22 protein-coding genes are annotated in these 26,484 nt (G+C 36.4%); 20 read left to right on the forward strand and 2 right to left on the reverse strand.

The genetic code is table 11. The features are described from left to right. The first annotated feature begins 197 nt into the window (after window positions 1–197). The 13 genes from yfmF (at window position 198) to FDO66_RS15080 (ending at window position 14,192) form a co-directional block, all read left to right on the forward strand. Window positions 198–1,478, forward strand: coding sequence for an EF-P 5-aminopentanol modification-associated protein YfmF (yfmF, locus tag FDO66_RS15020; protein WP_141433478.1), 1,281 nt, complete (start codon window positions 198–200; stop codon window positions 1,476–1,478). Continuing rightward, window positions 1,479–2,765, forward strand: a complete 1,287-nt coding sequence (gene yfmH, locus FDO66_RS15025) for an EF-P 5-aminopentanol modification-associated protein YfmH (protein ID WP_141433479.1) — start codon at window positions 1,479–1,481, stop codon at window positions 2,763–2,765. Window positions 2,766–2,864: 99 nt separating this feature from the next. Further along, window positions 2,865–3,587: an elongation factor P 5-aminopentanone reductase gene (ymfI, locus tag FDO66_RS15030; protein ID WP_141433480.1), complete on the forward strand. Its 723-nt coding sequence runs from the start codon at window positions 2,865–2,867 to the stop codon at window positions 3,585–3,587. Between the two features lie 279 nt (window positions 3,588–3,866). Beyond that, complete coding sequence (locus tag FDO66_RS15035) at window positions 3,867–4,124, forward strand: DUF3243 domain-containing protein (RefSeq protein ID WP_141433481.1); 258 nt, start codon at window positions 3,867–3,869, stop codon at window positions 4,122–4,124. Between the two features lie 219 nt (window positions 4,125–4,343). Further along, window positions 4,344–5,135, forward strand: coding sequence for a DUF3388 domain-containing protein (locus FDO66_RS15040; protein ID WP_141433482.1), 792 nt, complete (start codon window positions 4,344–4,346; stop codon window positions 5,133–5,135). Between the two features lie 20 nt (window positions 5,136–5,155). Next, window positions 5,156–6,046 carry a helix-turn-helix domain-containing protein gene (locus FDO66_RS15045; RefSeq protein ID WP_141433483.1) on the forward strand — a complete coding sequence of 297 codons (891 nt, stop codon included), beginning with the start codon at window positions 5,156–5,158 and terminating at the stop codon, window positions 6,044–6,046. A 361-nt stretch (window positions 6,047–6,407) separates the two neighbouring features. Continuing rightward, a complete protein-coding gene (gene pgsA / locus FDO66_RS15050) occupies window positions 6,408–6,986 on the forward strand; it encodes a CDP-diacylglycerol--glycerol-3-phosphate 3-phosphatidyltransferase (RefSeq protein WP_141433484.1) in 579 nt (192 codons plus the stop codon). A gap of 44 nt (window positions 6,987–7,030) precedes the next feature. Continuing rightward, on the forward strand, window positions 7,031–8,281 hold the full coding sequence (locus FDO66_RS15055) for a competence/damage-inducible protein A (RefSeq protein ID WP_141433485.1): 1,251 nt from the start codon (window positions 7,031–7,033) through the stop codon (window positions 8,279–8,281). 240 nt (window positions 8,282–8,521) lie between these two features. Next, window positions 8,522–9,562, forward strand: coding sequence for a recombinase RecA (gene recA, locus FDO66_RS15060; RefSeq protein ID WP_141433486.1), 1,041 nt, complete (start codon window positions 8,522–8,524; stop codon window positions 9,560–9,562). Between the two features lie 530 nt (window positions 9,563–10,092). Then, window positions 10,093–11,655, forward strand: a complete 1,563-nt coding sequence (rny, locus tag FDO66_RS15065; protein WP_141433487.1) for a ribonuclease Y — start codon at window positions 10,093–10,095, stop codon at window positions 11,653–11,655. A gap of 123 nt (window positions 11,656–11,778) precedes the next feature. Further along, window positions 11,779–12,576, forward strand: coding sequence for a TIGR00282 family metallophosphoesterase (locus FDO66_RS15070; protein WP_141433488.1), 798 nt, complete (start codon window positions 11,779–11,781; stop codon window positions 12,574–12,576). A gap of 199 nt (window positions 12,577–12,775) precedes the next feature. Beyond that, entirely contained in the window at window positions 12,776–13,036 is a 261-nt protein-coding gene (gene spoVS, locus FDO66_RS15075; protein ID WP_019391885.1) for a stage V sporulation protein SpoVS, read from the forward strand. Between the two features lie 757 nt (window positions 13,037–13,793). Then, window positions 13,794–14,192, forward strand: a complete 399-nt coding sequence (locus FDO66_RS15080; protein WP_141433522.1) for a DUF1259 domain-containing protein — start codon at window positions 13,794–13,796, stop codon at window positions 14,190–14,192. A gap of 294 nt (window positions 14,193–14,486) precedes the next feature. Here FDO66_RS15080 and FDO66_RS15085 read toward each other — a convergent pair whose 3' ends face one another. Then, the gene (locus tag FDO66_RS15085) at window positions 14,487–14,825 is read right to left on the reverse strand and encodes a YmaF family protein (RefSeq protein ID WP_141433489.1); all 339 of its coding nucleotides are present in this window, start codon (window positions 14,823–14,825) and stop codon (window positions 14,487–14,489) included. Between the two features lie 537 nt (window positions 14,826–15,362). On the opposite strand from FDO66_RS15085, the gene miaB reads away from it, so the two are divergent. The 6 genes from miaB to mutL all read left to right on the forward strand — a co-directional run bounded on the left by miaB (window position 15,363) and on the right by mutL (window position 23,894). Then, window positions 15,363–16,910: a tRNA (N6-isopentenyl adenosine(37)-C2)-methylthiotransferase MiaB gene (miaB, locus tag FDO66_RS15090; RefSeq protein ID WP_141433490.1), complete on the forward strand. Its 1,548-nt coding sequence runs from the start codon at window positions 15,363–15,365 to the stop codon at window positions 16,908–16,910. Continuing rightward, window positions 16,911–17,324, forward strand: coding sequence for a YlbF/YmcA family competence regulator (locus FDO66_RS15095; RefSeq protein ID WP_141433491.1), 414 nt, complete (start codon window positions 16,911–16,913; stop codon window positions 17,322–17,324). 268 nt (window positions 17,325–17,592) lie between these two features. Beyond that, window positions 17,593–18,144 carry an outer spore coat protein CotE gene (gene cotE / locus FDO66_RS15100; RefSeq protein WP_141433492.1) on the forward strand — a complete coding sequence of 184 codons (552 nt, stop codon included), beginning with the start codon at window positions 17,593–17,595 and terminating at the stop codon, window positions 18,142–18,144. An 853-nt stretch (window positions 18,145–18,997) separates the two neighbouring features. Continuing rightward, window positions 18,998–19,300 (forward strand): VOC family protein, encoded by a 303-nt coding sequence (locus tag FDO66_RS21525; RefSeq protein WP_258535745.1) that lies wholly within the window; start codon window positions 18,998–19,000, stop codon window positions 19,298–19,300. 75 nt (window positions 19,301–19,375) lie between these two features. Then, on the forward strand, window positions 19,376–21,985 hold the full coding sequence (mutS, locus tag FDO66_RS15110) for a DNA mismatch repair protein MutS (RefSeq protein WP_181444592.1): 2,610 nt from the start codon (window positions 19,376–19,378) through the stop codon (window positions 21,983–21,985). 28 nt (window positions 21,986–22,013) lie between these two features. After that, entirely contained in the window at window positions 22,014–23,894 is a 1,881-nt protein-coding gene (mutL, locus tag FDO66_RS15115) for a DNA mismatch repair endonuclease MutL (protein ID WP_141433495.1), read from the forward strand. A 190-nt stretch (window positions 23,895–24,084) separates the two neighbouring features. Here the strand turns inward: mutL and mreBH are convergent, their stop codons facing one another. Next, window positions 24,085–25,089 carry a rod-share determining protein MreBH gene (mreBH, locus tag FDO66_RS15120; protein WP_141433496.1) on the reverse strand — a complete coding sequence of 335 codons (1,005 nt, stop codon included), beginning with the start codon at window positions 25,087–25,089 and terminating at the stop codon, window positions 24,085–24,087. A gap of 425 nt (window positions 25,090–25,514) precedes the next feature. Here mreBH and miaA point away from each other — a divergent pair, with 425 nt between their 5' ends. Then, on the forward strand, window positions 25,515–26,477 hold the full coding sequence (miaA, locus tag FDO66_RS15125; protein ID WP_141433523.1) for a tRNA (adenosine(37)-N6)-dimethylallyltransferase MiaA: 963 nt from the start codon (window positions 25,515–25,517) through the stop codon (window positions 26,475–26,477). Window positions 26,478–26,484 lie beyond the last annotated feature (7 nt).

Raw genomic sequence — 26,484 nt, forward strand, 5'->3', positions numbered from 1 at the left:
TAGACAAAGTCTACCTTCCAATAACTTATACTTCAATACAATAGACCAAAAAACGAAATGACTTATTATTTGAAAAACGATCAAGCAGCAAGGTATAGTTAGAATAGACTCGGAGAAATTGGAAAAACTAGATATGTTCTTATTGAATGTATACATATACATAGAATAAAGCATGCAATTTGATAGGAGGATGTAGAATGGGTGTTGTTCAAGAAACGATTAAACCAATGAAGGGGTATGCTCTTCATCTTGTTCAAACAAGCAAATATAAAACGAATACCATTGTGTGGAGGATGAAAGCACCTTTAAACAAAGCTGATGTTACAAAAAGATCGTTACTGCCATATGTGCTGCAAAATAGTACAAAGAGCTACCCGAGCACAACGATTTTACGTTCTCATTTAGATGATTTGTATGGAGCAACCTTTTTTGTTGATCTTTCTAAAAAAGGCGAATACCATATTATGAGCTTTTCTTTAGAAATAGCAAATGAAAAGTTTTTATCAGATCCAACCCCATTATTGCAAAAAGGCTTTCAATTTTTAGCTGAAATACTCTTAAATCCAAATGTTGAAGTTGATTATTTCCGTAAAGACACTGTTGAGATCGAAAAAAGAAACTTAAAACAAAGAATTCAATCTTTATTTGATGATAAAATGCGTTATTCGAATTTCCGTTTAGTAGAAGAAATGTGTCAGGATGAACCATACGCCTTGCATGTACATGGAAATAAAGATGAAGTGGATGAAATTACGAATCAATCTCTCTTTAAGTATTATCAACAAGCGTTTTCGGAAGATCAATTAGATTTATATGTTATCGGCGATGTGAATGAAGATGAGGTTTCTTCCTACTTAGAAGATCTAATTCAATTTGAGCAAAGAACACCTAAACAATTGGAGAAAAACGAGACTGCAATAAAAGAAAAAGTACACGAAGTGAAGGAAGTACAGGATATTAATCAAGGAAAGTTAAACATAGGGTACCGGACAAATGTTGTTTATGGCAGCCCAGATTACTATGCACTACAAGTATTCAACGGTATTTATGGAGGATTTTCACATTCGAAGCTATTTATCAATGTTCGTGAAAAAGCAAGTCTTGCTTATTATGCAGCAAGTCGTGTAGAAAGTCATAAAGGATTATTAATGGTTATGGCAGGGATTGATAATCAAAATTATGAAAAAGCTGTAACCATCATACGCGAACAAATGGACGCTATGAAATCAGGCGACTTTACCGATCAAGAGTTAGAACAAACAAAAGCGGTTATTCATAACCAAATACTCGAAACGATTGATACGTCAAGGGGAACGATTGAGATTTTGTATCATAATGTCGTTGCCAATCAGGAGATTAGTCTTGATGAATGGCTTGAAAAAATGAATAAAGTCACAAAGGAAGAAATCATGGAAGTTGCTAAAAAAGTCGAGTTAGATACAATTTATTTCTTAACAGGAGCGGAGGGAGGAAAATAAATGGAAAAAGTAAATTTTGATCAATTACAGGAAGAGCTTTATCATGAAAAGCTTGAAAATGGGTTGGAGGTTTATATTCTTCCGAAAAAAGGATTTAATAAAACCTTTGCCACATTTACGACAAAATATGGTTCCATTGATAATCGTTTTGTCCCTCTAGGAGAGAGTGAATTTAAAGAAGTACCTGATGGCATTGCTCATTTCCTTGAACATAAGCTTTTTGAAAAAGAAGAAGGGGATGTGTTTCAGAATTTTAGTAAACAGGGAGCTTCTGCAAATGCTTTTACATCCTTTACTCGAACGGCCTACCTTTTTTCGAGTACTTCTAATGTTGAAATGAACTTAGAAACATTGATTAATTTTGTGCAAGAGCCTTATTTTTCTGAAAAAACAGTCGAAAAGGAAAAAGGAATTATTGGACAAGAAATTACAATGTACGATGATAATCCAGATTGGAGACTTTATTTTGGGCTGATCCAGAATATGTATAAAAATCACCCTGTGAAGATTGATATCGCAGGGACAATAAGCTCTATTGCAAACATTACAAAAGATCTGCTTTATGAATGTTATCACACCTTTTATCATCCGAGCAATATGCTTTTGTTTATAGTTGGTCCTGTCGATGTCGATCATATCATGAAGCTTGTGAAAGAAAATCAAACAAAAAAACCTTTTGAAAAGCAGGCTGAAATTAAGCGGCAGTTTGATGAGGAACCCTTGGAGGCTGCCGAACAAAAGCAAGTTTTAAAAATGAATGTGCATAGTTCCAAATGTCTCGTCGGGTTAAAAGCATTGGATGTGAATCAGTCCGGGGATGAAATGCTTAAAAATGAGTTGACGATAAATATTTTGTTAGATTTACTTTTTGGAAAAAGCTCTGACAATTATCATAAGTTATTTTCCGATGGCTTAATAGATGAGACATTTTCTTTTGACTATACACAAGAACAAGGTTTTGGATTTGCGATGGTTGGTGGGGATACAAGTAATCCAGATTTGTTAGCAGAGACAATTAAGCAAATGCTAATGAAAGGAAAAGAAGCTGAGTTTTCACAAGAAAGTTTAGAACGTGCAAAAAAGAAAAAAATTGGTGCATTTCTTCGAGCAGTCAATTCTCCAGAGTATATTGCGAATCAATTCACACGATATGCATTTAATGATATGAATTTATTTGATGTCGTGCCTACTATTGAGCAAATTACTCTTGAGGATCTTAAAGCTGCTACACATACTTTTATTGCTGAAGAGCGTCTATCGGTCTGTCAAGTAGTTCCTAAAGGATAAATGAAGAATAATTTAGATATAATAGGGATCGTTTGTAGGAGCGTCGATGTTTCGGCGCTTTTTCATGATTATTAGGGTAGAATCGATGGAGGAGTTATCTTGGGGGATTATATTTTAATAACAGGTGCAAGTAGTGGGATCGGCAGAGCGATTGCGAAAAAACTAGCAGAAGAAGGCTATTCACTTTATTTACATTATCATCAAAATAAGGAGGTAATAGCTGAATTAATAGAAGATTTAAATACTTTTTCAGGAGAATTTATTCCTGTACAAGCAGATCTTTCGACTGAGGATGGCTATCAAATCTTAGCAGATCAAATCCTTTCAATTGATGGAATCATTCATAATTGTGGCATCAGCCACTATGGACTATTTGCTGATATTGAAAAAGAGACCGTTCAACAATTAATTAGCATTCATGTGACAAGTCCTATGTTATTAACGAAAGAACTTCTTCCTAAAATGCTAAGGAAACAAAAAGGTAATATTATTGTGATCTCATCTATATGGGGTCAAATAGGAGCTGCGTGTGAAGTTGTTTATTCAGCAGCAAAGGGGGCGCAAATTTCTTTTGTAAAAGCATTAAGCAAGGAATTGGCTTTAAATGGTATTAGAGTAAATGGTGTTGCCCCAGGTGCTGTTGAAACTCCCATGTTAAAACAATTTTCGGAGGACGAAATTTATGCAATTATGGATGAAATTCCGATGGGAAGACTTGCGCAGTCGAATGAAATTGCAGAGAGTGTGTCTTTTTTATTATCAAAAAAATCCGCCTATATTACTGGGCAAATACTTGGCGTTAATGGAGGATGGTTCGTCTAATTATCTTCTTTAACTATGGCTCTGTTAAACGATAATATTGATTTTGGAAGGAAATTTGCGAGACTCCTGCGGAAAAACGGGCTGGAAAGACCCCGCAGTGAGGTACGAGCGAGGAGGCTTGCCAGTTGCCAGTTCGTCCGCGGAAAGCGAGTGAATTTCCTGACGATTATAAATCAACACTGAAATTTAACAGAGGCTTAACTATAGGAAAGAAATATGAATATTTTTATGACCAACCATGCAAAATAATCTTTGTAAGACAATTAAGGGGGTTTTGAAATGTCCGTATTAGAAAATTGGCAGCAATGGAAGGATTTTTTAGGAGATCGTATTAATCAGGCTGAAAATCAAGGAATGAACAAAGAAGTGGTTAATGATCTAGCCTTTCAAATTGGGGATTATTTAGCAAAGCAAGTCCAGCCAAAGAATGATCAAGAAAAAGTCCTTGCTGACTTATGGTCAGTTGCAAGTACAGAAGAACAACATGCTTTAGCAAATGTAATGGTGAAGCTTGTTCAAAACAACGGAACTCATTAATGGCCAAAAAATGCTTATAAGATAGTAAACACAAAATACCTTGTCAAAGGAAATTTGGCAGGGTATTTTTATTCTGAAATGATTTTATTTTAAAATAATTTTAGTAAATGCTGAATTTTCCCTTATTGTATATTGGTTTTTCTTTCATCTTTAGATAAAATCATTTAATATAGAAGCTAGATCAAAAAAATGATGAAATATGTCACAAGGAGGTTTTTTATGCAGAAAAAGGAATGGTATTTTGAATATGAAATTCAAAAAAACCGACCTGGCTTACTTGGTGACATTTCTTCATTGCTTGGAATGCTATCAATTAATATTGTGACCATTAATGGAGTAGATGAGGGTCGCCGTGGATTATTAATACTGGCAAAGGATCACGAACAAGTTTTAAGATTAGAGTCCATTTTGCAAACGATGGATACGATCAAAGTAACGAAGCTACGCGAACCTAAGCTACGCGATCGCTTGGCAGTTAGGCATGGGCGATACATACAAAGAGATGAAGATGATAAAAAAACTTTTCGATTTGTTAGAAATGAACTTGGAATATTAGTTGATTTTATGGCAGAGCTTTTTAAAAAAAATGGTCATAAATTAATAGGAATAAGAGGAATGCCAAGAGTTGGGAAAACGGAGTCCATCGTTGCTGCAAGTGTGTGTGCCAATAAAAGATGGTTGTTTGTTTCTTCTACTTTATTAAAGCAAACCATTCGAAACCAGCTTATTGAAGACGAATATCATGAAAATAACTTATTTATTATTGATGGGATTGTATCAACCCAAAGAGCAAATGAACGACATTGGCAGTTAATTCGTGAAGTTATGCGTGTTCCCGCTGTTAAAGTAGTGGAGCACCCTGACGTTTTTATACAAAATACGGAATATACAATGGATGATTTTGATTACATTATTGAGTTGAGAAATGAATTTGATGAAGAAATTAAGTATGACGCTGTAGAGAAAAACACGCTGTTTTCTCTTTCTGAGTTTGAGGGATTTGATTTTTAGTTAGTTGGAAGGTGTTATTATTGTCTGAATTAGGTAATCGATTAAAAGAAGCACGTTTGTCAAAAGGGTTAAGTCTTGATGACTTACAAAATGCAACAAAGATTCAAAAGCGATATTTGGTAGGGATTGAAGAAGGCAATTACAGCATGATGCCAGGTAAGTTTTATGTTAGAGCTTTTATCAAGCAGTATGCTGAAGCGGTGGGAATAGAGATCGAAGAATTGTTAGTAGAATTTAAGGATGAAATACCTGCAACAATGAATGATGATATTCCTGAAAAGCTTTCAAGAGTACAAGCACGACCAGCCATTTCCAATAATAGTACAAAAATCTTATCTGTATTGCCAAAAATACTTATTACTATTTTTGTTATTGGATTTCTTGTACTTATTTGGTATCTGTTGCAACAAAATGCCGGTGTTAGGACAAATAACAAGATAGATGACGTTAACAAAGATACTAAATATGAAACAAATTTAAAGGATACTAGTAAGAGCTCAGAGAAGGAAAATAAAAAGTCAAATAAAACAAAAGAAACGAATAAGTCCGAAACAAAACCTGCTCCAGTTGCACCCCAGCAGGAACTTGCAGTTGCTCAAACAAATGGGAATAAAACAACTTATGATTTAAAAAATACAGATAAGTTTCAATTAAAGGTTGTTTCTACTGGAGAAACTTGGGTAAATATATTAAATGACAAAGGTCATTCCTTTTTTCAGGGGATTCTAAAAAAAGGTGCAACTGAAAGTCAATCTATTGATTTTACAAATGAAACAGGAGCCGTCATCGTTGTGGGGAAATCAACAGAGACTGAGATATATGTGAACGATCAAAAGTTAGAATTTGCCGTTTCTCCTACACAATCGGTTCGTCAAGATATAACGATTAACTTTGTTAAGTCGAAAGAATAGTCATCTTATTAGATGGCATTTCTTTCGTTTTTAAAGAAATTATAAAATAGTTGGCTGTGAATAACTTTGGAAGAATTAGTTCGACGTCCAGCTTCGATGTACAGGAAGTACGAGTCCCTATGAAGACATATGGCCGTGGCGCTCTTAATCGGCCTGCGCCTAGCCCTTGTGAAAAATAACCTTATGCCTCTAAAAGTAAAAAACACTTTTTGAGTCATGAGAACATTTTTCTTCAGGGCTGTTCAAGGCGCTTGCGCTTTTGTTCTTCTTTCCGAATAAATCTGATTTTAAATTACATTTAAGAAGACGATAAGCTTCACCTTTTGCTTTTCTCTTCATTGCACAATATTGGAGGAAAACCATGAATTTACCAAATAAAATAACCATTTCACGTATTATTTTAATTCCTGTTTTTTTAATTTTTATGCTCATTCCTTTCCCATGGGGGATGATGAAGTTTTTAGGTGCGGAGCTTTCAGTCGCACATTTTGTAGGAGCTTTAATCTTTATTATTGCTTCAACAACAGATTGGGTTGATGGCTACTATGCTAGAAAATACAATCTTGTTACCAATCTAGGTAAGTTTCTTGATCCACTCGCTGATAAGCTGCTGGTTTCAGCTGCACTTGTCATATTAGTCGAATTGCATTTTGCGGCTTCCTGGATCGTGATTATCATCATAAGCAGAGAATTTGCTGTGACTGGTCTTCGTTTAGTATTAGCAAAAGATGGAGAAGTAGTTGCTGCGAATATGCTAGGTAAAATTAAAACCTGGACTCAAATTATCGCCATCTCATCCTTACTTTTACATAATTTCATTTTTGAAATGGTTTCAATTCCATTTGATCAGATTGCCTTATGGGTTGCTCTTATTTTTACAATTTGGTCTGGGCTCGACTATTTTATGAAAAATAAACATGTTTTTGTTCACTCTAAATAAACTTAAGTATAGTGGTTTTCTCTGCAGAAAAGGGGATGTTTTTTATGAATGCAGAAATCATTGCTGTTGGGTCTGAATTGCTTTTAGGTCAAATTTTAAATACAAACGCTCGTTTTTTATCTCAGCAGCTTGCCAGTATTGGAATTAATGTTTTTTATCATACTGTTGTGGGAGATAATGCGAGTCGACTTAAAACTGCGATTCAAGTAGCCGAAAATCGTTCGGATTTAATCATTTTTACCGGCGGACTTGGACCAACAAAAGACGATTTAACAAAAGAAACAATCGCTGAACAATTAGAAACAAAACTCGTTTTTGATCCAATCGCACTAAGATCTATTGAGGAATATTTCGAGCGAACGAATAGACAAATGACGGAAAACAATAAGAAACAAGCACTTATTCTTGAAGGTTCTATAAGTTTACAAAATGATCACGGAATGGCTCCTGGAATGATGTTGTCTACGGAACATCATATTTATATGCTTTTGCCTGGACCACCGAAGGAAATGGAGCCTATGTTTTTAACATACGGAGAACCTGCTTTATTTTCCAAGCTGCAGACTGAAGGTAGGATCGTTTCTCGTGTTCTCCGTTTTTTTGGAATAGGTGAATCACTTTTAGAAACTAAAATAGAGGACTTAATTGATGCCCAATCAAATCCTACGATTGCTCCTTTAGCTTCAGATAGTGAGGTAACACTTAGGCTTACAGCAAAACATCCTTCGCTTGAAACTTCTTTACAGCTTTTAGATGATGCTGAAAAGAATATCTTTAGTCGTGCAGGAGACTTTTTTTATGGATATGATGATACTTCTTTGATGAAGGAACTTACTACACTACTGAAGGAAAAAAATATTTCAATAGCTGCAGCTGAAAGTTTGACTGGTGGATTATTTCAGCAGGAATTGACTGCGATTCCTGGAGCAAGCTCCATCTTTAAAGGTGGGGTTGTCTGTTATACAAATGCCGTAAAGGAAAACATCTTACGTGTTAGCAAAAATACGATTGATCACTACGGAGTTGTTAGTGAGGAGTGTGCAGCTGAATTAGCTGAAAACGTTGCTCATTTACTTGGAGCGGACATTGGAATAAGCTTTACCGGAGTAGCAGGACCAGATGAGTTAGAAGGGAAGCCGGTTGGGACGGTTTTTATCGGGATAGCTGTTAAAGGCAGCCCAACGAAAGTTGAAAAACTCATTTTGGCTGGTACAAGGGAAGGGAACCGGATTCGCAGTATTAAGCAAGGTTGCTTTTCATTAATCAAACAATTAAAAGAAATGCAGAATGGTTAATTTCATTCTGTGTTTTTTATTTTAAGGTTTTTACCCTCTGAAAAGATGAAAAACTTAAAATTCTATACTGTATTCTTAACTTTTTCACCTTTTTATGGGTAAGAAAAAAACGAACACTCATTCGATTTATTGCTCGACAAAAGAGTGGAAAAGCGTTATAGTATAGTTAGGTTTTGAGATGAGACAATGAAAAACGAACTAATTTTGAAGAGTCGTTTATATAAAAAGGAGGAAAAATGAGTGAGTGATCGTCAAGCTGCACTTGAAATGGCTTTAAAGCAAATTGAAAAGCAATTTGGAAAAGGCTCTATTATGAAACTAGGAGAGCAAACGGATCGCAGGATTTCTACCATTCCAAGTGGCTCATTAGCATTGGATGCTGCGTTAGGGGTAGGTGGATATCCTAGAGGTCGTATTATAGAAATATACGGTCCTGAAAGCTCTGGTAAAACAACTGTCGCTTTACATGCGATTGCAGAAGTTCAAGCAAAGGGAGGCCAAGCAGCGTTTATTGATGCTGAGCACGCGCTTGACCCAGTTTATGCACATAAGCTTGGAGTTGATATCGATGAACTATTGCTTTCTCAGCCTGATACTGGAGAGCAAGCTTTAGAAATAGCTGAAGCACTAGTTCGAAGTGGAGCGGTTGATATTCTCGTAATTGACTCTGTTGCAGCGCTTGTGCCAAAAGCTGAAATTGAAGGAGAAATGGGCGATTCACATGTTGGTCTACAAGCTCGTCTTATGTCTCAAGCACTTAGAAAGTTATCCGGAGCGATCAATAAATCTAAAACAATTGCCGTGTTCATTAACCAAATTCGTGAAAAAGTCGGCGTTATGTTTGGGAATCCTGAAACAACTCCTGGTGGTCGTGCTTTAAAATTCTATTCCTCTATTCGTCTTGAGGTTCGTCGTGCTGAAACGTTGAAGCAAGGTAACGATATGGTTGGAAATAAAACAAAAATAAAGGTTGTTAAGAACAAGGTTGCACCTCCATTCCGTACAGCAGAGGTTGACATTATGTATGGGGAAGGAATTTCTAAAGAGGGAGAAATCATTGACCTTGGTTCAGAACTAGATATCGTTCAAAAAAGTGGATCTTGGTATTCCTTTAATGGGGAACGTTTAGGACAAGGACGTGAAAATGCTAAGCTTTTCTTAAAGGAAAATCCAGAATTACGTTTGGAAATACAAGAATTAATTCGTGGGCATTATGGTCTTGATACAGAAGGTGCCGATCCAAGTGAAGATAGCCAAGAAAATCTTGAATTAATTGAATAGTTACAATCAATAATGAGGGCAAAGCTAAAAGGAGCTTTGCTCTTTTGTTAAAAGAAAGTATAACTTTTTGAAGGAAGAATGGTGTCTAGCTCCGACGTACAGGATGTACTAGTGCCGATGAAGACATGCTGCCGTGGCGTACTAAATCGGCCAGCACCCTATCGACTAGAATTGCTTCCCTCACCTCGTCTACGATAAGTCGAGAACGAACGACTACCGTCCTTCGACTCTCCTATATCTCACTCGATTCAGTCCAGCACTTTACGTCGATGAGCAAGGGCGCTTGCGCTTTTCTTATGATCGCTTGCTATAAGTATTTTTGAAATAATGTAAATAATAAATTAGCAGGAATTGGAGTATCCCTTGACAATGAAAATGCACACCTTTACAATTAACATGTATAATTTACATTTTTATGAGTATGAAAATGATTATTAGCCTTTGAGCTGTATATTGATTTTTGAGCAATGTACATGTCGACACTTAAGAAATGTAACAAAAACAAGTTCATAGCAAGAGGAGGTGAAATGATGGATATTCTTACAATCATCATCTCCATTTTGCTTGGCCTATTCGTCGGTGCCGTTGTTGGCTATTTTGTTCGTAAGTCTATTGCTGAAGCGAAAATTTCAGGAGCACGAGATGCTGCTGATCAAATTTTAGAAGATGCTAAAAAAGAAGCTGAGGCATTAAAAAAAGAAACCTTGTTAGAAGCAAAGGATGAAATTCATAAGCTTCGAACGGAAACAGAGCAAGAGGTTCGAGAAAGAAGAATTGAACTGCAGAAACAAGAAAATCGATTATTACAAAAAGAAGAGAATCTTGATCGGAAAGATGAAACGTTAGATAAACGTGAAGTAGTATTAGAAAAAAGAGACGATTCTCTAAACAAAAGACAACAGCATATAGAAGAGATGGAAAGCAAAGTGGACGAGATGGTACGTACACAACGAGCTGAATTGGAACGCATCTCCGGCTTAACTCGAGAAGAGGCAAAGTCCATCATTTTAGAGCGAGTTGAAAAAGAAGTTTCTTACGACATCGCTATGATGATAAAAGAGAGTGAAATGAAAGCGAAAGAGGAAGGAGACAAGAAGGCAAAAGAAATCTTGTCACTGGCTATCCAGAGATGTGCAGCTGATCATGTTGCTGAAACAACCGTATCAGTTGTTAACCTTCCTAATGATGAAATGAAGGGGCGGATAATCGGTCGTGAAGGCCGTAATATTCGTACACTTGAGACTCTTACAGGAATTGACTTAATTATTGACGATACCCCTGAGGCTGTTATTTTATCTGGCTTTGATCCAATTCGTCGTGAAACAGCAAGACTTGCTTTAGATAAGCTTGTACAAGATGGTCGTATCCACCCTGCGCGAATTGAAGAAATGGTTGATAAAGCACGTCGTGAAGTAGATGAGCATATTCGCGAAATTGGAGAACAAACTACTTTCGAAGTAGGTGTTCATGGCCTGCATCCAGATCTTATTAAAATTTTAGGACGCTTGAAATTCCGTACTAGTTATGGTCAGAATGTACTAAAGCATTCAATTGAAGTTGCACAGTTAGCAGGTTTATTAGCGGCTGAGCTTGGTGAAGAAGAAGTTTTAGCTCGTCGTGCTGGTTTACTTCATGATATTGGTAAGGCAATTGATCATGAAGTAGAAGGCAGTCATGTTGAAATCGGTGTAGAGCTCGCAACAAAATATAAAGAACATCCGGTTGTAATCAACAGTATTGCTTCTCATCATGGCGATTCTGAACCAACATCTATCATTGCTGTACTTGTAGCGGCTGCCGATGCCTTATCTGCAGCAAGACCAGGGGCTAGAAGAGAAACGTTAGAAAATTATATTCGACGCCTTGAAAAACTTGAAGAAATTTCAGAATCCTATGATGGAGTAGAAAAATCCTTTGCTATTCAAGCAGGACGTGAAATACGCATCATGGTGAAACCAGATCAAATCGACGATCTAGAAGCTCATCGATTAGCAAGAGATATTCGAAAGAAAATAGAAGAAGAGCTTGATTACCCTGGTCACATAAAAGTGACTGTAATTAGGGAAACAAGAGCAGTCGAATACGCAAAATAAAGCGGTGCACATGCACCGCTTTATTCTTGCGTATAAAAGTATGCAATACGTAAAAATAGCTAATGTTAGACAATGTGGATATACTGAAAGCAAACAATTTAAAAATTTGGAAAGGATCGTTTCATGAATATATTATTTATAGGGGACGTTGTTGGTTCTTTAGGGAGAGAGATGATCAAAGAATATGTCCCGAAGCTTAAGGAAAAATATCGACCGCAATTAACAATCATAAATGGAGAAAATGCGGCAGGAGGGAAAGGGATCACTGAAAAAATATACCGTGAATTTCTCGAATGTGGTGTTCAAGCGATTACTTTAGGGAATCATGCTTGGCATAATCGAGAGATTTTTGAATTTATTGACGATGCTAAATATCTAATTCGTCCTGCCAATTTTCCCGATAATAATCCTGGGAAAGGCATTGTTTATATAAAGATCAATCAGGATCTTGTAGCGGTTATCAATTTACAGGGACGCACCTTTATGCAAACGATAGATTGCCCATTTAAAAAAGCTGATGAGCTAATCGCTGAGGCTCGAAAAAAAACATCCTTTATTGTGGTTGATTTTCATGCTGAAGCGACGAGTGAAAAGCAAGCAATGGGATGGTATTTAGATGGAAAGGTTACGGCCGTATTAGGTACTCATACACATATTCAAACAGCAGATAATCGCATATTGCCTGGAGGAACAGCCTATATGACAGATGTAGGAATGACAGGTCCTTATGATGGTATATTAGGTGTTGAGAAGGATATGGTCATAAAGAGATTTTTAACAAATCTTCCTGTACGTTTTGAAGTTCCTAAGGCTGGAAAATCCCAGTTGAATGGTGCGCATATTACGGTAGATAAAAATAGCGGTATGTCCAAAAAGATTGAACGAATATTGATTAATGATGATCATCCATTCTTTTCATAGATTGATCTAAAAGAGCTTCCTTCTATTCTGTTGCAAATTATTGACTTGTTCCATTTGAAAAGCGAAATGATTTCTCCTTTATTTTGACCAAGCTGGAATAAGTGTTTTAAATACTGAATATAGTAGCAATGGAATGATTTATACCTGATGTGTTCAATATGAGAACATGCAAGAAGGGATAAACAAGGAGGAGCTAGGAATGGAAATATTAAAAGTTTCAGCAAAATCTAATCCTAATTCTGTAGCTGGTGCGCTTGCTGGTGTTCTACGTGAAAGAGGTGGAGCAGAGATCCAAGCTATTGGTGCGGGTGCATTGAATCAGGCGGTTAAAGCAGTCGCAATCGCAAGAGGGTTTGTGGCACCTAGCGGCGTGGATTTAATTTGCATCCCTGCATTCACGGACATTCAAATTGATGGGGAAGAAAGAACAGCAATTAAACTGATCGTAGAGCCAAGATGAACAATCCTTGTAATAAAGGGCTTTTCAGCAATGCAAATAGAAAAAGTGACTAGAAAGTGACTAATTATAAAATTTCATTGAACAGGTTAGAAGCCTGTTCTTTGTCTTTATCTTGTAAATGACTATAAGTGTTAATAGTTTCTTTGATGTTGCTATGACCAAGTTGTTCTTGAATAATTTTAAAATTAACAGATTTTTCGAACGGGAAAGCCCCCAATGGTGCGTTAGCACCCCCTTTAGTATGACAGCTACCCCTAAATATGTGGTAAGAATATAAGAACTACCGAGTGTATTTAAAAGTATAAGAAAAAAATTAGCGTATATTTATTACATCCGGTGTCTCCCCTAATCCAGCCCTTCTTGAAAAAAGAGGGTATTTTTTATGATTAGAAAAAAAGAAGATAAAACAAGTGATGTAAATACAATTTCAGTTTTTTAAATTGTGAGTCGTATACATAAATTATTTCATTTTCTAATGAAATCCCACTTTTCTCTTAAAGGGTTTTTGCCTATCCATAAAAATTAAATTTGAATATAGTGGGTTGTAGAATAATTTAAAGGAGGAGAAAAGATGAGTGGTGTTTGGAGAAATTATTATCAGGGTAGTAATGGTAAATCCGTTTTAGACAAACGTTCAAAATTTGATTCAGACAGTCGTTCATTTGTAGATGTTGATTTTGAAAGAGAAGTTGACGTTGATCTAAAAAATGATTTGGATATTGAAAATGTAGAAAGTATAGATAAAGAATCTAGACGTATGTCTAGAAGCCAATTATGTAATGAATTCGCGAGAATCTTGGATGGAGAGGGAATGGTTACTCCAGAGGGAGTGTGCTTGGTACAAAAGTTTCGTAATATTAGATTTACCATTCTTAACCGTAGAACAAGATCTCCATTAGTCAATCCTCAATTTTTTACGTTTGAAGATGTTGACAGTAGAGGTAATGCGTTAAATTTAGGGGAAACAGTCCTTTTACAAGAAGAAGTTAACCCATTATTAACTGAACTTCGAAAAAGAAATATTTTAGTTACATCCATTCATAATCACTGGTTATTTGAAGAACCAAGGGCAATGTATATGCACTTTGAATCAATTGAGCCACCATTAGATTTTGCTAGAAAAGTAAGAGAAGCATTTAGAGTATTAAAAGTTTAATTAAATTATCAGGGGCAAGCTTTACATCAGAGGGATGATCCTCCTGATGTTTCTTTTTATATAATGGCTGTTTTCGTATAGATTGTTGCTTTTAAACGCGCAGCCTGCATACACTTCGCTTTCCGTGGGCGAGCGTTGAGCCTCCTCGTCGCATACGCTCCTACGGGGTCTCATCTTTCTCGCATTCCCACAGGAGTCTACGTGTATGCAGGCTGCTAAGAAACACTTTTCCAAATGTTTTATGTAAAAAACAACAAACTTTGAGAAAACAGCCTATATATTAAATCAGAATTCTTATTTATTCCCTGGAGCAGGTTGATCGACTCCTTTAACACGGTGTCTATGCCCATCATCTTCAGTTGTATAAAAATCGTAATAATGAACATGCATTCCATTTCCAACATGAATTGCCGGTCCCGAATATGCCTTATAATAATGGGTATGTCCGTCCTCAAATACCACGTATCCTTCTGTATAATGAATATGTCCTCCATCTTGTATTGGAATAGGTGGGGATGATACATCTAGATATTGATGGACATGACCATCCTCTACTGATGTATAATCAACTGAACCATGATTATGATGTGGTACAAATCCAGAAACAAAATCATTTTTTCCTACCTTTTTCAATCAGTTCACCCCTTGTTCATAAATAAAGATATGCACGATAAACTATATGCTTGGAATAAGAAGGCGATTCGTAACAATTCATGTGAGGTTTACATATGTTTTTTAGCGGTTTGTGATTTTAAATGATAGTATAAATAAACTAATAAATTGATCGTATAGCCAAGATAAGTGAAACTTCCATCAGTGGGGGATTTACATTCATAACCTTGAGCTGGATGTCTTATGCCCGTTAATGCGGGAAACTCTTTAAGTAGGAGAAAAATATGATGAATATGAAAAGAGGTGATCCAATATAAAGTGCCAAGCACTAATGGAACGCCCTCTTTATTGTTGTTAACTTGTTATCTATCTTATATGAAGCCAAAATCAAATCATTGTGCTGGAATGAAATTTCAGTCTATAAATATTGTCTTCAAAGATGGAAAGCTTTATACTATAATAATGTGCAACAATAGGCACATTTTTATCAATTTTTCTAAACATACCCATCTTAATATAAATAGTTTGTAACAAATGGATTAAGAAAGGAGATTCAACATGAACGAAAAACAACGACTTGAAGGACAAAACGTGAAAACTGTTCAGCCTTCTGATCTAAATAAGAAAGAAAAGGATTTCAGTAAATACTTTGAAACAGTTTACACTCCACCTTCTTTAAAGGATGCAAAAAAAAGAGGGAAGGAAGACATTAGCTATCAAAAGGATTTCTCTATTCCAGAAGCATTAATGGGGCTAGGGAAAGGAAAGAAATTTTATATCCGTACGTATGGTTGCCAAATGAATGAACATGATACGGAAGTCATGGCTGGAATCTTTTTGAGCTTAGGATATGAGCCTACGGATAGTGTAGATACAGCAAATGTCATTTTACTAAATACATGTGCGATTCGAGAAAACGCAGAAAATAAAGTGTTTGGTGAGCTAGGACATCTGAAAGCATTAAAAATGGAAAAACCCGATTTGTTGCTGGGTGTTTGCGGTTGCATGTCTCAAGAGGAATCCGTCGTAAATAAAATATTAAAAACGTATCATCATGTTGATATGATCTTCGGAACACATAATATTCACCGACTGCCTCACATCTTACAAGAAGCGTATATGTCTAAGGAAATGGTTGTTGAGGTTTGGTCAAAAGAAGGCGATGTCATTGAAAACCTTCCAAAAGTAAGACGTGGCAATATAAAAGCATGGGTAAACATTATGTACGGCTGTGATAAATTCTGTACGTATTGTATTGTGCCATATACTCGTGGGAAAGAAAGAAGCCGTCTACCGGAGGACATTATTCAAGAGGTTCGTCATTTAGCAGCCCAAGGATACCAAGAAATAACATTACTTGGACAAAATGTAAATGCTTATGGGAAAGATTTTACTGACAGAACGTATCGTCTTGGTGATTTAATGGATGAAATTCACAAAATAGATATTCCGCGGATTCGTTTTACAACAAGCCATCCTCGTGATTTTGATGATCATTTAATTGAGGTATTAGCAAAAGGTGGAAACTTAGTAGATCATATACACCTTCCAGTTCAGTCAGGCTCTACCGATGTGTTGAAAATTATGGCAAGAAAATATACTAGAGAAGAGTACTTGGAGCTTGTCAGAAAAATTAAAAAAGCAATTCCAGATGTTTCCTTAACAACGGATATTATTGTAGGATATCCAAATGAAACAGAAGAACAGTTTGAAGAAACCTTATCTCTTTATCGTGAAGTAGGCTATCAATCAGCTTATACATTTATTTATTCTCCAAGAGAAGGCACTCCTGCAGCAAAAATGAAAGATAATGTTCCTTTAAAAGTGAAAAAAGAACGATTACAACGATTAAATGCATTAGTGAACGAATTGTCCGCTGAAGCCATGAAAGAGTACAAAGGAAAAACGGTTAAGGTGCTTGTTGAAGGTGAGAGTAAAAATAATCCTGATGTATTAGCAGGCTATACAGAAAAAAGTAAGCTTGTTAATTTTATTGGACCAAAAACGGCTATTGGAAAAATTGTAGACGTAAAAATTACTGAAACAAAAACGTGGTCATTAAACGGAGAAATGGTGAATAACCTAGAAATAGCTGAGGTGAATTAAGTGGCGAAATATTCGAAGGATGAAATTGTAGCACGCGCTAAAGAGTTGGCCAAAATGATTTCAGAAACAGATGAAGTTGACTTTTTTAAACGGGCAGAAGCACAAATTCATGAAAACGAAAAAGTACGCAACGCCATTTTAAAAATTAAAAGCTTACAAAAGCAAGCAGTAAATTTTCAGCACTATGGGAAAAAAGAAGCACTGAAGCAGACGGAAGAAAAGATTGCAGCACTTGAACGAGAGCTCGATGAAATTCCAGTTGTTTCAGAGTTTAAGCAATCACAGATAGATATTAATGAGCTGCTGCAAATCGTTGCATCGACGATATCTAATTCAGTGACAGATGAAATAGTAAAATCTACAGACGGTGACATTTTAAGAGGAAAAACTGGCTCTGATATGAAGAATCAATAAGTTCAATAGATGAAAAAAAATAAGCCATCATAAGAGAGGGGACTACATTGTGAGTCCGCCTCTTTTTTAATGCCTTTTTTTATTATGCAAAGTAAATGCTTGTAGACCTCTTTCGTGTTTTAACCGGATCATCGGAACATTCAGTCTTATGATACATACAATGAAATATGCCTATATATTTACCTAGCATTCATAAAAATTATCGCACACTAGTCTAATATCTCGCATAGGATGAAATGAAAAGTGAATGAGGAGGTTTCGCTCGAAAATGGGAGACTACAGACAGATTATCACCAAAGCAGTCGTAGCGAAAGGACGCAAATTTACTCAGTCAAATCATACGGTAAATCCATCACATCAACCATCTAGCATACTTGGATGCTGGATCATTAACCATACCTATGAGGCGAAAAAAGTGAAAAAAACGGTAGAAATTTGCGGTTACTATGACATAAACGTATGGTATTCCTTCAATGACAATACAAAAACGGAAGTCGTGACAGAACGTGTTGAATACACAGATGTCATTAAATTGAAATACCGTGATAAAGATTTCTTAGATGACCAAGATATCATCGCCAGTGTTGTTCAACAACCAAACTGCTGTGAAGCAGTTATTTCGCCAAAGGGCAATAAAATTATTGTTCATGTGGAAAGAGAATTTGTCGTCGAAGTCGTTGGTGAAACAAAAGTTTGGGTACTTTTACGCTCAGGTAATTTTAATTCTGAGGACGATGATTGGGATTTTGATGTCGATGATGAAGAATTTGAGGATATCGAACCCGATTTCTTAGGTCAATCTGAAGATGAAAGTCATTAACTAGGGAGAAGTGCTTCCTAGTTTTTCTTTTTTGAGATAGGTGAGAATTTTACATAAAAAAATTCAACCTATTTGAGGAAGGGGTTCTACAACCTTTGCATGAAGAAAAAAAGACATATTTTTCTTATCATTCTATTTGAAATAGAACTAGAATTGGAGGATAAATCTAATGAAAATGTATGAAATTCATGTAAAGTGTTTTGAGCTTGAAAAAATGGCTCAATTTTATACAGAGGTTCTTGAAATGAAGTTAATTAGTCAATCAAAGCAGCATTTTGCTGTTAAAGCAGGGTCAACGAAGCTTTATTTTGAAAAAGTCGAAGCAAGACCTTTCTATCATCTTTGTTTTAGAGTAAACGAAACTTACTATGAACCTATAATTCAAAAGCTTATTGCACACAGGTTGCTGTTAGAAGATGAAGAGGGGGAATACTGCTTATTTTGGAAGGGAAAGCATGCCTACTTTATCGACCCTGACGGTAATATTCTAGAAATACTTCAGAAAATGGGTACAGCAGATAAAGAAAATGATAGAGATGGTTGGTTTGATGTTGTAGAAATGGGCCTACCTGTTGGAAATATTGAACAAATGCAGCTCAATTTATCACCATTTATCAAAGATCAATATAAAAAGAGCAGTGATTTATTTGCTTTCTTTGGTGATACAAATGGAGTGTTCGTTATTGTGAAAGAAGGACGACCGTGGTATCCAACAAAAAGAGGAGCTGAAATTCATCCGATAAAAATAGTTGTTGATGGACATCATAACTCTTCTTATAAACATCCGGATTACCCTTATGAAATTGTCATTCGAAAGGAATGGACGGATGATCTGCCAGCTGTTCAATTTCGAATGGCAAGACCGACCAATCAGCATAATGGATATGATGGAATCATGCTTGGTTTGCCAAATTCTTCTTATCATCTAGAATTCACTCAGAAAAGCGAACCGATCAAGATCCCAGCTCCTACAAAAGAGCATCTGCTTGTCTTTTATTTACCTGACATGAAAGCTAGTGATCAAATCGTCCAAAGACTCAGAGAAATGGGATATAGCGAAGCAGAGCCGGAAAATCCTTATTGGAAATGTAATGGTGTTACGATCGAGGATCCAGATGGGTGGAGAATCGTGTTCATGAATACGAGCGGCATCTAAGCATCATCGAACATCCTTCCAAAATGTATGCTATAATGATGTATTAGAGAATACATAGATGTTTTGGAGGATATGATGGCAGCTTATACGCCGATGATACAACAATATTTACAGGTCAAGGCAGATTACCAGGATGCCTTTTTATTTTTTCGTTTAGGTGACTTTTACGAAATGTTTTTTGATGATGCATTAAAAGCGTCTCAAGAACTAGAAATTACATTAACAAGTCGAGAAGGCGGATCAGAGAACCGCATACCAATGTGCGGGGTACCCTATCATTCCGCACCTCAATATATTGAAAAATTGATTGAAAAAGGGCATAAAGTCGCTATATGCGAGCAAACAGAGGATCCTAAGCAAGCAAAAGGAGTCGTACGTCGCGAAGTCGTTCAGTTGATCACACCCGGAACAGTAATGGAGGGTAAAGGGCTTCACGATAAGGAAAATAATTTTATTGCTGCTATGACTATTTTTAGCGACGATCAAATTGGTTTTGCTTACAGTGATCTCTCAACAGGTGAGAATAAAACCATCTTGATTTCTGGAAGCATTGAGGACTTATTGAACGAATTATCTTTATCGGGAGCGAAAGAATTAGTACTTTCTAAAGACGTTCATGAGGATTTGCAAAAAAGATTAAAAGAACAATTAGCTTTAACACTGTCGTTTGAAGAGGATTTAGACGTAAAAGATCATTTCCAATCGCTTATAAATCATCTTGAAGATGAAAAGCAACGTCAAACAACAGCAAGGCTATTAAATTATTTATATCGAACTCAAAAAAGAAGCTTAGAACATCTTCAGGCTGTTACGATTTATGAAATGAAGCAAACGATGAAAATCGATTATTTTTCAAAACGAAATTTAGAATTAACAGAAACCATTCGCTCGAAAGGGAAAAAAGGCTCCTTATTATGGTTATTAGATGAAACAAAAACGGCAATGGGGGGCAGGCTTTTAAAACAATGGATCGACCGACCTTTAATAGACTTGAAGACGATTCAATATAGACATGAACTCGTTGAAACATTTATGGAACAATATTTTGAACGATTAGAACTTCAAGAAAAGCTTAAGGAGGTCTATGATCTAGAAAGATTAGCTGGAAGAGTAGCATTTGGGAATGTCAATGCAAGAGATTTATTACAATTAAAACGATCGCTAACTCAAATCCCATTTATACAGGAAATACTAAATAAGCTTGAAAATGAAACAGCAAGAAATCTCTCATACAAGATGGACCCTTGTGAAGAGGTGGCACAGCTTCTAGAAAATGCCTTGATAGAGCAGCCCCCACTTTCAATTAAAGAAGGAAATTTAATTAAAGATGGCTATCATGAGCAATTGGATCGTTATCGTGATGCAAGCAGAAATGGGAAGTCGTGGATTGCAGAGCTTGAGAAACAGGAAAAAGAAAAAACAGGGATAAAATCACTAAAGGTAGGCTATAATCGGATTTTTGGTTATTACCTTGAAGTTACGAGAGCAAATTTACATTTGCTTGAGGAGGGAAGATATGAACGAAAGCAGACGTTAGCGAATGCAGAACGATTCATTACTCCTGAGTTAAAAGAAAAAGAAGCCTTGATTTTATCCGCTGAAGAGAAAAGTGTAGAACTGGAATACCAGCTGTTTATTGAAATAAGAGAGCAGGTTAAAAAATATATACCGAGATTGCAAGCCTTAGCCAAAATAGTAAGTGAGATTGATGTCCTTCAATGCTTTGCCACGATAAGTGAAGAAAGACATTATGTAAAGCCTGTTTTATCTAATGAACGCCGGATTATCATTAAAGATGGGCGTCACCCTGTTGTTGAAAAGGTGATGAATTCACAAACATACATCCCGAACGACTGCGTAATGGATGAAGCAAGAGAAGTACTGCTGATAACCGGACCTAATATGTCTGGGAAGAGCACTTATATGCGACAAATTGCTTTAATGGCTATATTAGCTCAAGCTGGCTGTTACGTTCCGGCTTCTGAGGCTGTATTGCCTATTTTTGATCAAGTTTTTACTCGTATAGGAGCTGCAGATGATTTAATATCTGGACAAAGTACGTTTATGGTTGAAATGATGGAAGCAAAAAATGCAATCGCAAATGCAACTAAAAATAGTCTTATTTTATTCGATGAAATAGGCAGAGGAACCTCTACTTATGATGGTATGGCTCTTGCCCAAGCCATTATTGAATTTATCCATGATCGCGTTGGAGCTAAGACCCTTTTTTCCACTCACTATCATGAATTAACTGTACTCGAACAGAATTTAAAGAGAGTTCATAATATACATGTCAGTGCCATTGAACAGGGCGGCAATGTGGTTTTCTTGCATAAAATAAAAGAAGGTCCAGCTGACAAAAGCTATGGGATTCATGTTGCCCAATTGGCAGGTTTGCCGAATGAATTAATCAACCGAGCGAATGAACTTCTTGCCACGCTAGAACGTAAAGATGAGGGGAATCATACAGTTGAACAGCAAAACCAAGTGGCTGTATCAACTCAAGGTACTATTCTTCAAGAGTCACAGCTATCCTTATTTGCTGAAGAACAAGCACCAAGGCAAAAGCCAAGTGGAAAAGAGAAAAAAATTATTCATCAATTAAAAGAATTAGAGATATTAGAAATGACCCCAATGCAAGCCTTTAATGTATTATATGAGCTTCATAAACAAATAAAAAGCTAGACGGATGAAAGAATGAGAGGTGTAGAGAATGGCGAAAATCATTCAGCTGGATGATGCACTCTCCAATAAAATTGCAGCAGGAGAAGTTGTCGAGCGGCCCGCTTCTGTCGTAAAAGAGTTAGTGGAAAATGCAATTGATGCTGGTAGTTCAATCATTGAAATCGAACTTGAGGAAGCAGGTCTTTCCAAAATCCGAATCGTGGATAATGGAGAAGGAATGGAAGAAGAGGATGTCCTCACAGCCTTTAAACGCCATGCGACAAGTAAGATAAAAGACGAAAATGATCTATTTCGCGTGCAAACGCTTGGCTTTCGTGGAGAAGCCCTCCCAAGCATTGCTTCTGTCTCTAGGCTGGAAATGAAAACCTCTATTGGAGAAGCTGGGACAAGACTATTAATGGAAGGTGGAAAAGTCACCTCTTTTGAAAAATCTTCCAGTCGAAAAGGAACAGAATTTATTATTACAGACTTATTTTTTAATACACCTGCAAGGCTAAAATATATGAAAAGCATTCACACAGAGCTTGGCAATGTTACAGATATAGTCAATCGAATCGCACTTGCTCATCCAGAGGTTTCTTTTCGATTCATCCACAATGACCGAAAACTACTTCATACGAACGGTAATGGGGATGTGAGACAAGTCTTAGCTGCCATTTACGGTGTAAATATTGCAAAAAAAATGATTCCGATTCATGGAAGATCCTTAGATTATGAAATCTCAGGCTTTGCGGCATTACCTGAAGTAACGAGAGCTTCCCGCAATTATACATCTACGATGATTAATGGTCGGTTTATTAAAAACTATCCACTCGTTAAGGCTATTTTAGAAGGGTATCATACATTGCTGCCTATTGGACGATTTCCGATTGTGTTCATTAATATAATTATGGATCCGATTTTAGTTGATGTGAATGTTCATCCTTCAAAGCTAGAGGTGCGAATTAGCAAGGAACAAGAGCTTCTCGAATTAGTTGCAAATACGATTAAGTCAGCATTTAAAGAAAAGGAACTTATTCCTGCTGGATTAGTTCGTGAAAAGATGGAACAGCCTAAATTAGAGCAAACGATGCTCGAATTTGACCATGCCCCTCAAAAACAAAAGGAATTAAAAGAGAGTGCACCAATTGTTCAGGAAAATGAAGAGCCATTTTTGTTTGTTGAAAAATCTCCTATTACTAAAAAAATTAGTCGTGATTTACCACAGGAAATTAATGCGCCTTTAATTGAGCATAACAAGAACGAAGGGGCGATTGATTCAAATGAGGTTTCGTATCACGAAGAGAATAATTCTCTTTCGATGAATGATAAGGACGATCAAGCAGCTCGGATCCCTCCTTTTTATCCAATTGGGCAAATGCATGGCACGTATATTTTTGCTCAAAATGAAAAGGGACTTTACATTATTGACCAGCATGCTGCACAAGAGCGTATCAACTATGAATACTTTAAGGAAAAAGTTGGACAGGTCCATAACGAATTACAGGATCTTTTGATTCCTATAACGATGGAATTTTCAATTGATGAATGTATGAAGATTAATGAATATAAACCATTACTTGAAGATGTAGGAGTATTTTTAGAGGATTTTGGCATGCATAGCTTTATCGTTCGATCGCACCCACAATGGTTTCCAAAAGGCGAGGAACAGCAAATTATTGAAGAGATGATTGAGCAGCTCCTAATAATGAAAAAAGTCGACATTAAAAAGCTTCGTGAGGAAGCAGCTATTATGATGAGCTGTAAAGCAGCAATAAAAGCTAACCGATATTTAAGAAATGATGAAATTGAAGCACTTCTTGAAAAGCTTAGAAACACAAATGACCCTTTTACTTGTCCACATGGCAGACCAATCATCATTCATTACACCACCTACGACATGGAAAAAATGTTCAAACGTGTAATGTAAAAAAGAAAAGCGGAAGCGCCTTGATCATCGACGTACAAACTGGAAAGACTTCGACTGAGATAAAGGATACACGATGAAGGGCAGCGAATCGATGTTGACTTATCGTAGGGAGAAGGCCGGAAGTTTGATAGTCGATAGGCACAGTAGCTATAAAAAAGCAGAACCCTTCATGTAAAAGGGCTCTGCTTTTTTATACAGTTTTTTGGATTTTTTCAATGTAATTTAATGATTTTCCAGTTCCAATGGCTACAGATTCAAGTGGGTTTGGAGCTAGATGGACTGGGACAATAATTTCTTCATTTACCCATTGCTGCATTCCATTTAACAATGCTCCACCACCCGTTAAGATAACACCAAGATCAACAATATCTCCGCTTAACTCAGCTGGACTTTCTTCAAGAGTAGCGCGAATTGCTTCAATAATTTGTAACAAAGACTCCTTCATTGCATCTCGAATTTCAAAGGATGTGATACTGATTGTTTTCGGCAGACCAGTCAAAAGATCTCTTCCTCTAATATCCATTGAAACAGCATCATGATCAACTAGTGCGTAACCAATGTTGATTTTGATTTGCTCTGCTGTCCTTTCTCCAATTAATAAATTATATTGTTTTCTTACATATTGAACAATATCCTCATCCAGTCTGTCACCGCCGATTCGGATGGATTGACATGCAACCACTCCGCCATATGAAATAATGGCAGCCTCAGTAGAACCTCCTCCAATATCAACGATCAGATTGCCAATCGGCTCATCAACGGGAAGATCAGCACCAATTGCAGCTGCTATAGGTTCTTCGATTAAAATCACCTTTTTTGCTCCAGCATTTCTTACAGCATCCTGAATCGCGCGTCGTTCTACACTGGTTGAGCCGGAAGGAGTACAGACAACAATCGTAGGCTTCTTCATGGTAAAGCCCACTTTTTTAGATGCCTTTTTGATCACGTATTTGAGCATTTCTGTTGTTATATCGTAATCGGCAATCACTCCATCTTTTAACGGTCTAATGGCGACTATTCTTCCTGGAGTTTTTCCAATCATTTCCTTTGCTTCTTGTCCAACAGCTAATACTTTTTTAGTCGAAGTATCTACTGCTACCACAGAGGGTTCATTAAATACGATCCCTTTATTTTTACTATATACAAGAATATTTGCAGTTCCTAAATCTATCCCAATTGCTGAATTTGTTATCATCTATATCCACCCAATTCTATCAATTTTACATTATATCCTTCTCAAACCTTAGCATGGATTTAGGGGTAGTGAAGGGAATGTTATCTAATCGTAAATGAATCGTAATGTATTGTGAATACTTTCCCTTTAATGTTAAAATAAGTAAAATAATTTTTGTTCCTGAATAGATTGGTTTTTTTCTGGTCATACTGCATAGATATTCATCCATTTATTATGTGTTTAAATGAAAGGGTGAACTTGTAAATAGCAAACATAAGAAACTAATTGGTTTTGTTAAAGAGTACTGTTGATAAAAGCGATTTTTGAGTCATTTGTGTGAAACCTTGTTTCTCAAGCAAAAAGATTCTTTTACTTTTCGTCATCTGTGGTAAGATAAGGATAAACTTGTGTTTGATGGCATATTTTTAAAAGGCAGTGTGAAAAATTTGACGAAAAAGGAAAAGTTAGTTGTAATTATCGGGCCAACTGCCGTCGGAAAGACGAAGCTTAGCATTGAACTAGCAAAGGCTTTCGATGGAGAGATTATCAGTGGAGATTCGATGCAAATATATGCAGGCATGGATGTTGGAACAGCCAAAATTACAAATGAGGAAATGGAAGGTATACCTCATCATTTAATCGATATAAAAAAACCAGATGAGCCTTTTTCTGTAGCTGAATTTCAAGAATTGGTTCGTAAAAAAATCAGTGAAATTACAGCAAGGAAAAAAACTCCCTTTATCGTTGGAGGTACTGGTTTATATATACAATCTGTTATTTATGATTATCAGTTTTCAGAAGCACCATCAGACCCAGACTATCGAAAGGGATTAGAAATAGTTGTTGAAAATGAAGGGAGTGAAAAGCTTCATCAATTATTAATGAAAATCGATCCAGATAGTGGAGAAAAAATTCACCATCATAATGTTAGACGTCTCATTCGAGCGCTTGAAATTTATCATTGCACAGGGAAAACAATGACAGAAATACAAAACACCCAACGCTCTGAAGAATTGTATGAAAGTGCTTTAATTGGGCTTTCCATGGATAGAGCGTTGCTGTATGAACGTATTAATAAACGAGTGGATCTCATGATGGGGCAGGGGTTGTTGGAGGAGGTGGAAGCGCTTTATAGTCAAGGTTTAAAAGGAAGTCAAGCCTTACAAGCTATCGGGTATAAAGAGTTTTTTTCCTATTTTGAAGGTAGTTCTACGTTACAAGCTTCTATCGACCAATTAAAGCAAAATTCTAGAAACTATGCAAAAAGACAATTAACCTGGTTTCGAAATAAAATGGATGTCGAATGGTTTGATATGACAGAGACCGTTTCCTCACATCGATTAGAAAAAAAAATAGATGAAATTTCATCCTTTATTGAAGGAAAGCTAAAAATAAAATCGAATACATAGTATTAGA

The organism is Bacillus sp. 03113, assembly GCF_006546985.1.
In the GTDB taxonomy this organism is placed as follows: domain Bacteria; phylum Bacillota; class Bacilli; order Bacillales; family Cytobacillaceae; genus VATK01.

Bases quoted from the DNA above. Each gene is read 5' to 3' on its own strand.
- yfmH (WP_141433479.1), top strand. From the start codon at position 1,479: ATGGAAAAAGTAAATTTTGATCAATTACAGGAAGAGCTTTATCATGAA.
- pgsA (WP_141433484.1), top strand. From the start codon at position 6,408: ATGAATTTACCAAATAAAATAACCATTTCACGTATTATTTTAATTCCT.
- yfmF (WP_141433478.1), top strand. From the start codon at position 198: ATGGGTGTTGTTCAAGAAACGATTAAACCAATGAAGGGGTATGCTCTT.
- FDO66_RS15035 (WP_141433481.1), top strand. From the start codon at position 3,867: ATGTCCGTATTAGAAAATTGGCAGCAATGGAAGGATTTTTTAGGAGAT.
- rny (WP_141433487.1), top strand. From the start codon at position 10,093: ATGGATATTCTTACAATCATCATCTCCATTTTGCTTGGCCTATTCGTC.
- mreBH (WP_141433496.1), bottom strand. From the start codon at position 25,089: ATGATAACAAATTCAGCAATTGGGATAGATTTAGGAACTGCAAATATT.
- miaB (WP_141433490.1), top strand. From the start codon at position 15,363: ATGAACGAAAAACAACGACTTGAAGGACAAAACGTGAAAACTGTTCAG.
- mutL (WP_141433495.1), top strand. From the start codon at position 22,014: ATGGCGAAAATCATTCAGCTGGATGATGCACTCTCCAATAAAATTGCA.
- FDO66_RS15080 (WP_141433522.1), top strand. From the start codon at position 13,794: ATGTCTAGAAGCCAATTATGTAATGAATTCGCGAGAATCTTGGATGGA.
- spoVS (WP_019391885.1), top strand. From the start codon at position 12,776: ATGGAAATATTAAAAGTTTCAGCAAAATCTAATCCTAATTCTGTAGCT.
- FDO66_RS15040 (WP_141433482.1), top strand. From the start codon at position 4,344: ATGCAGAAAAAGGAATGGTATTTTGAATATGAAATTCAAAAAAACCGA.
- FDO66_RS15070 (WP_141433488.1), top strand. From the start codon at position 11,779: ATGAATATATTATTTATAGGGGACGTTGTTGGTTCTTTAGGGAGAGAG.
- FDO66_RS21525 (WP_258535745.1), top strand. From the start codon at position 18,998: ATGGCAAGACCGACCAATCAGCATAATGGATATGATGGAATCATGCTT.
- mutS (WP_181444592.1), top strand. From the start codon at position 19,376: ATGGCAGCTTATACGCCGATGATACAACAATATTTACAGGTCAAGGCA.
- FDO66_RS15055 (WP_141433485.1), top strand. From the start codon at position 7,031: ATGAATGCAGAAATCATTGCTGTTGGGTCTGAATTGCTTTTAGGTCAA.
- cotE (WP_141433492.1), top strand. From the start codon at position 17,593: ATGGGAGACTACAGACAGATTATCACCAAAGCAGTCGTAGCGAAAGGA.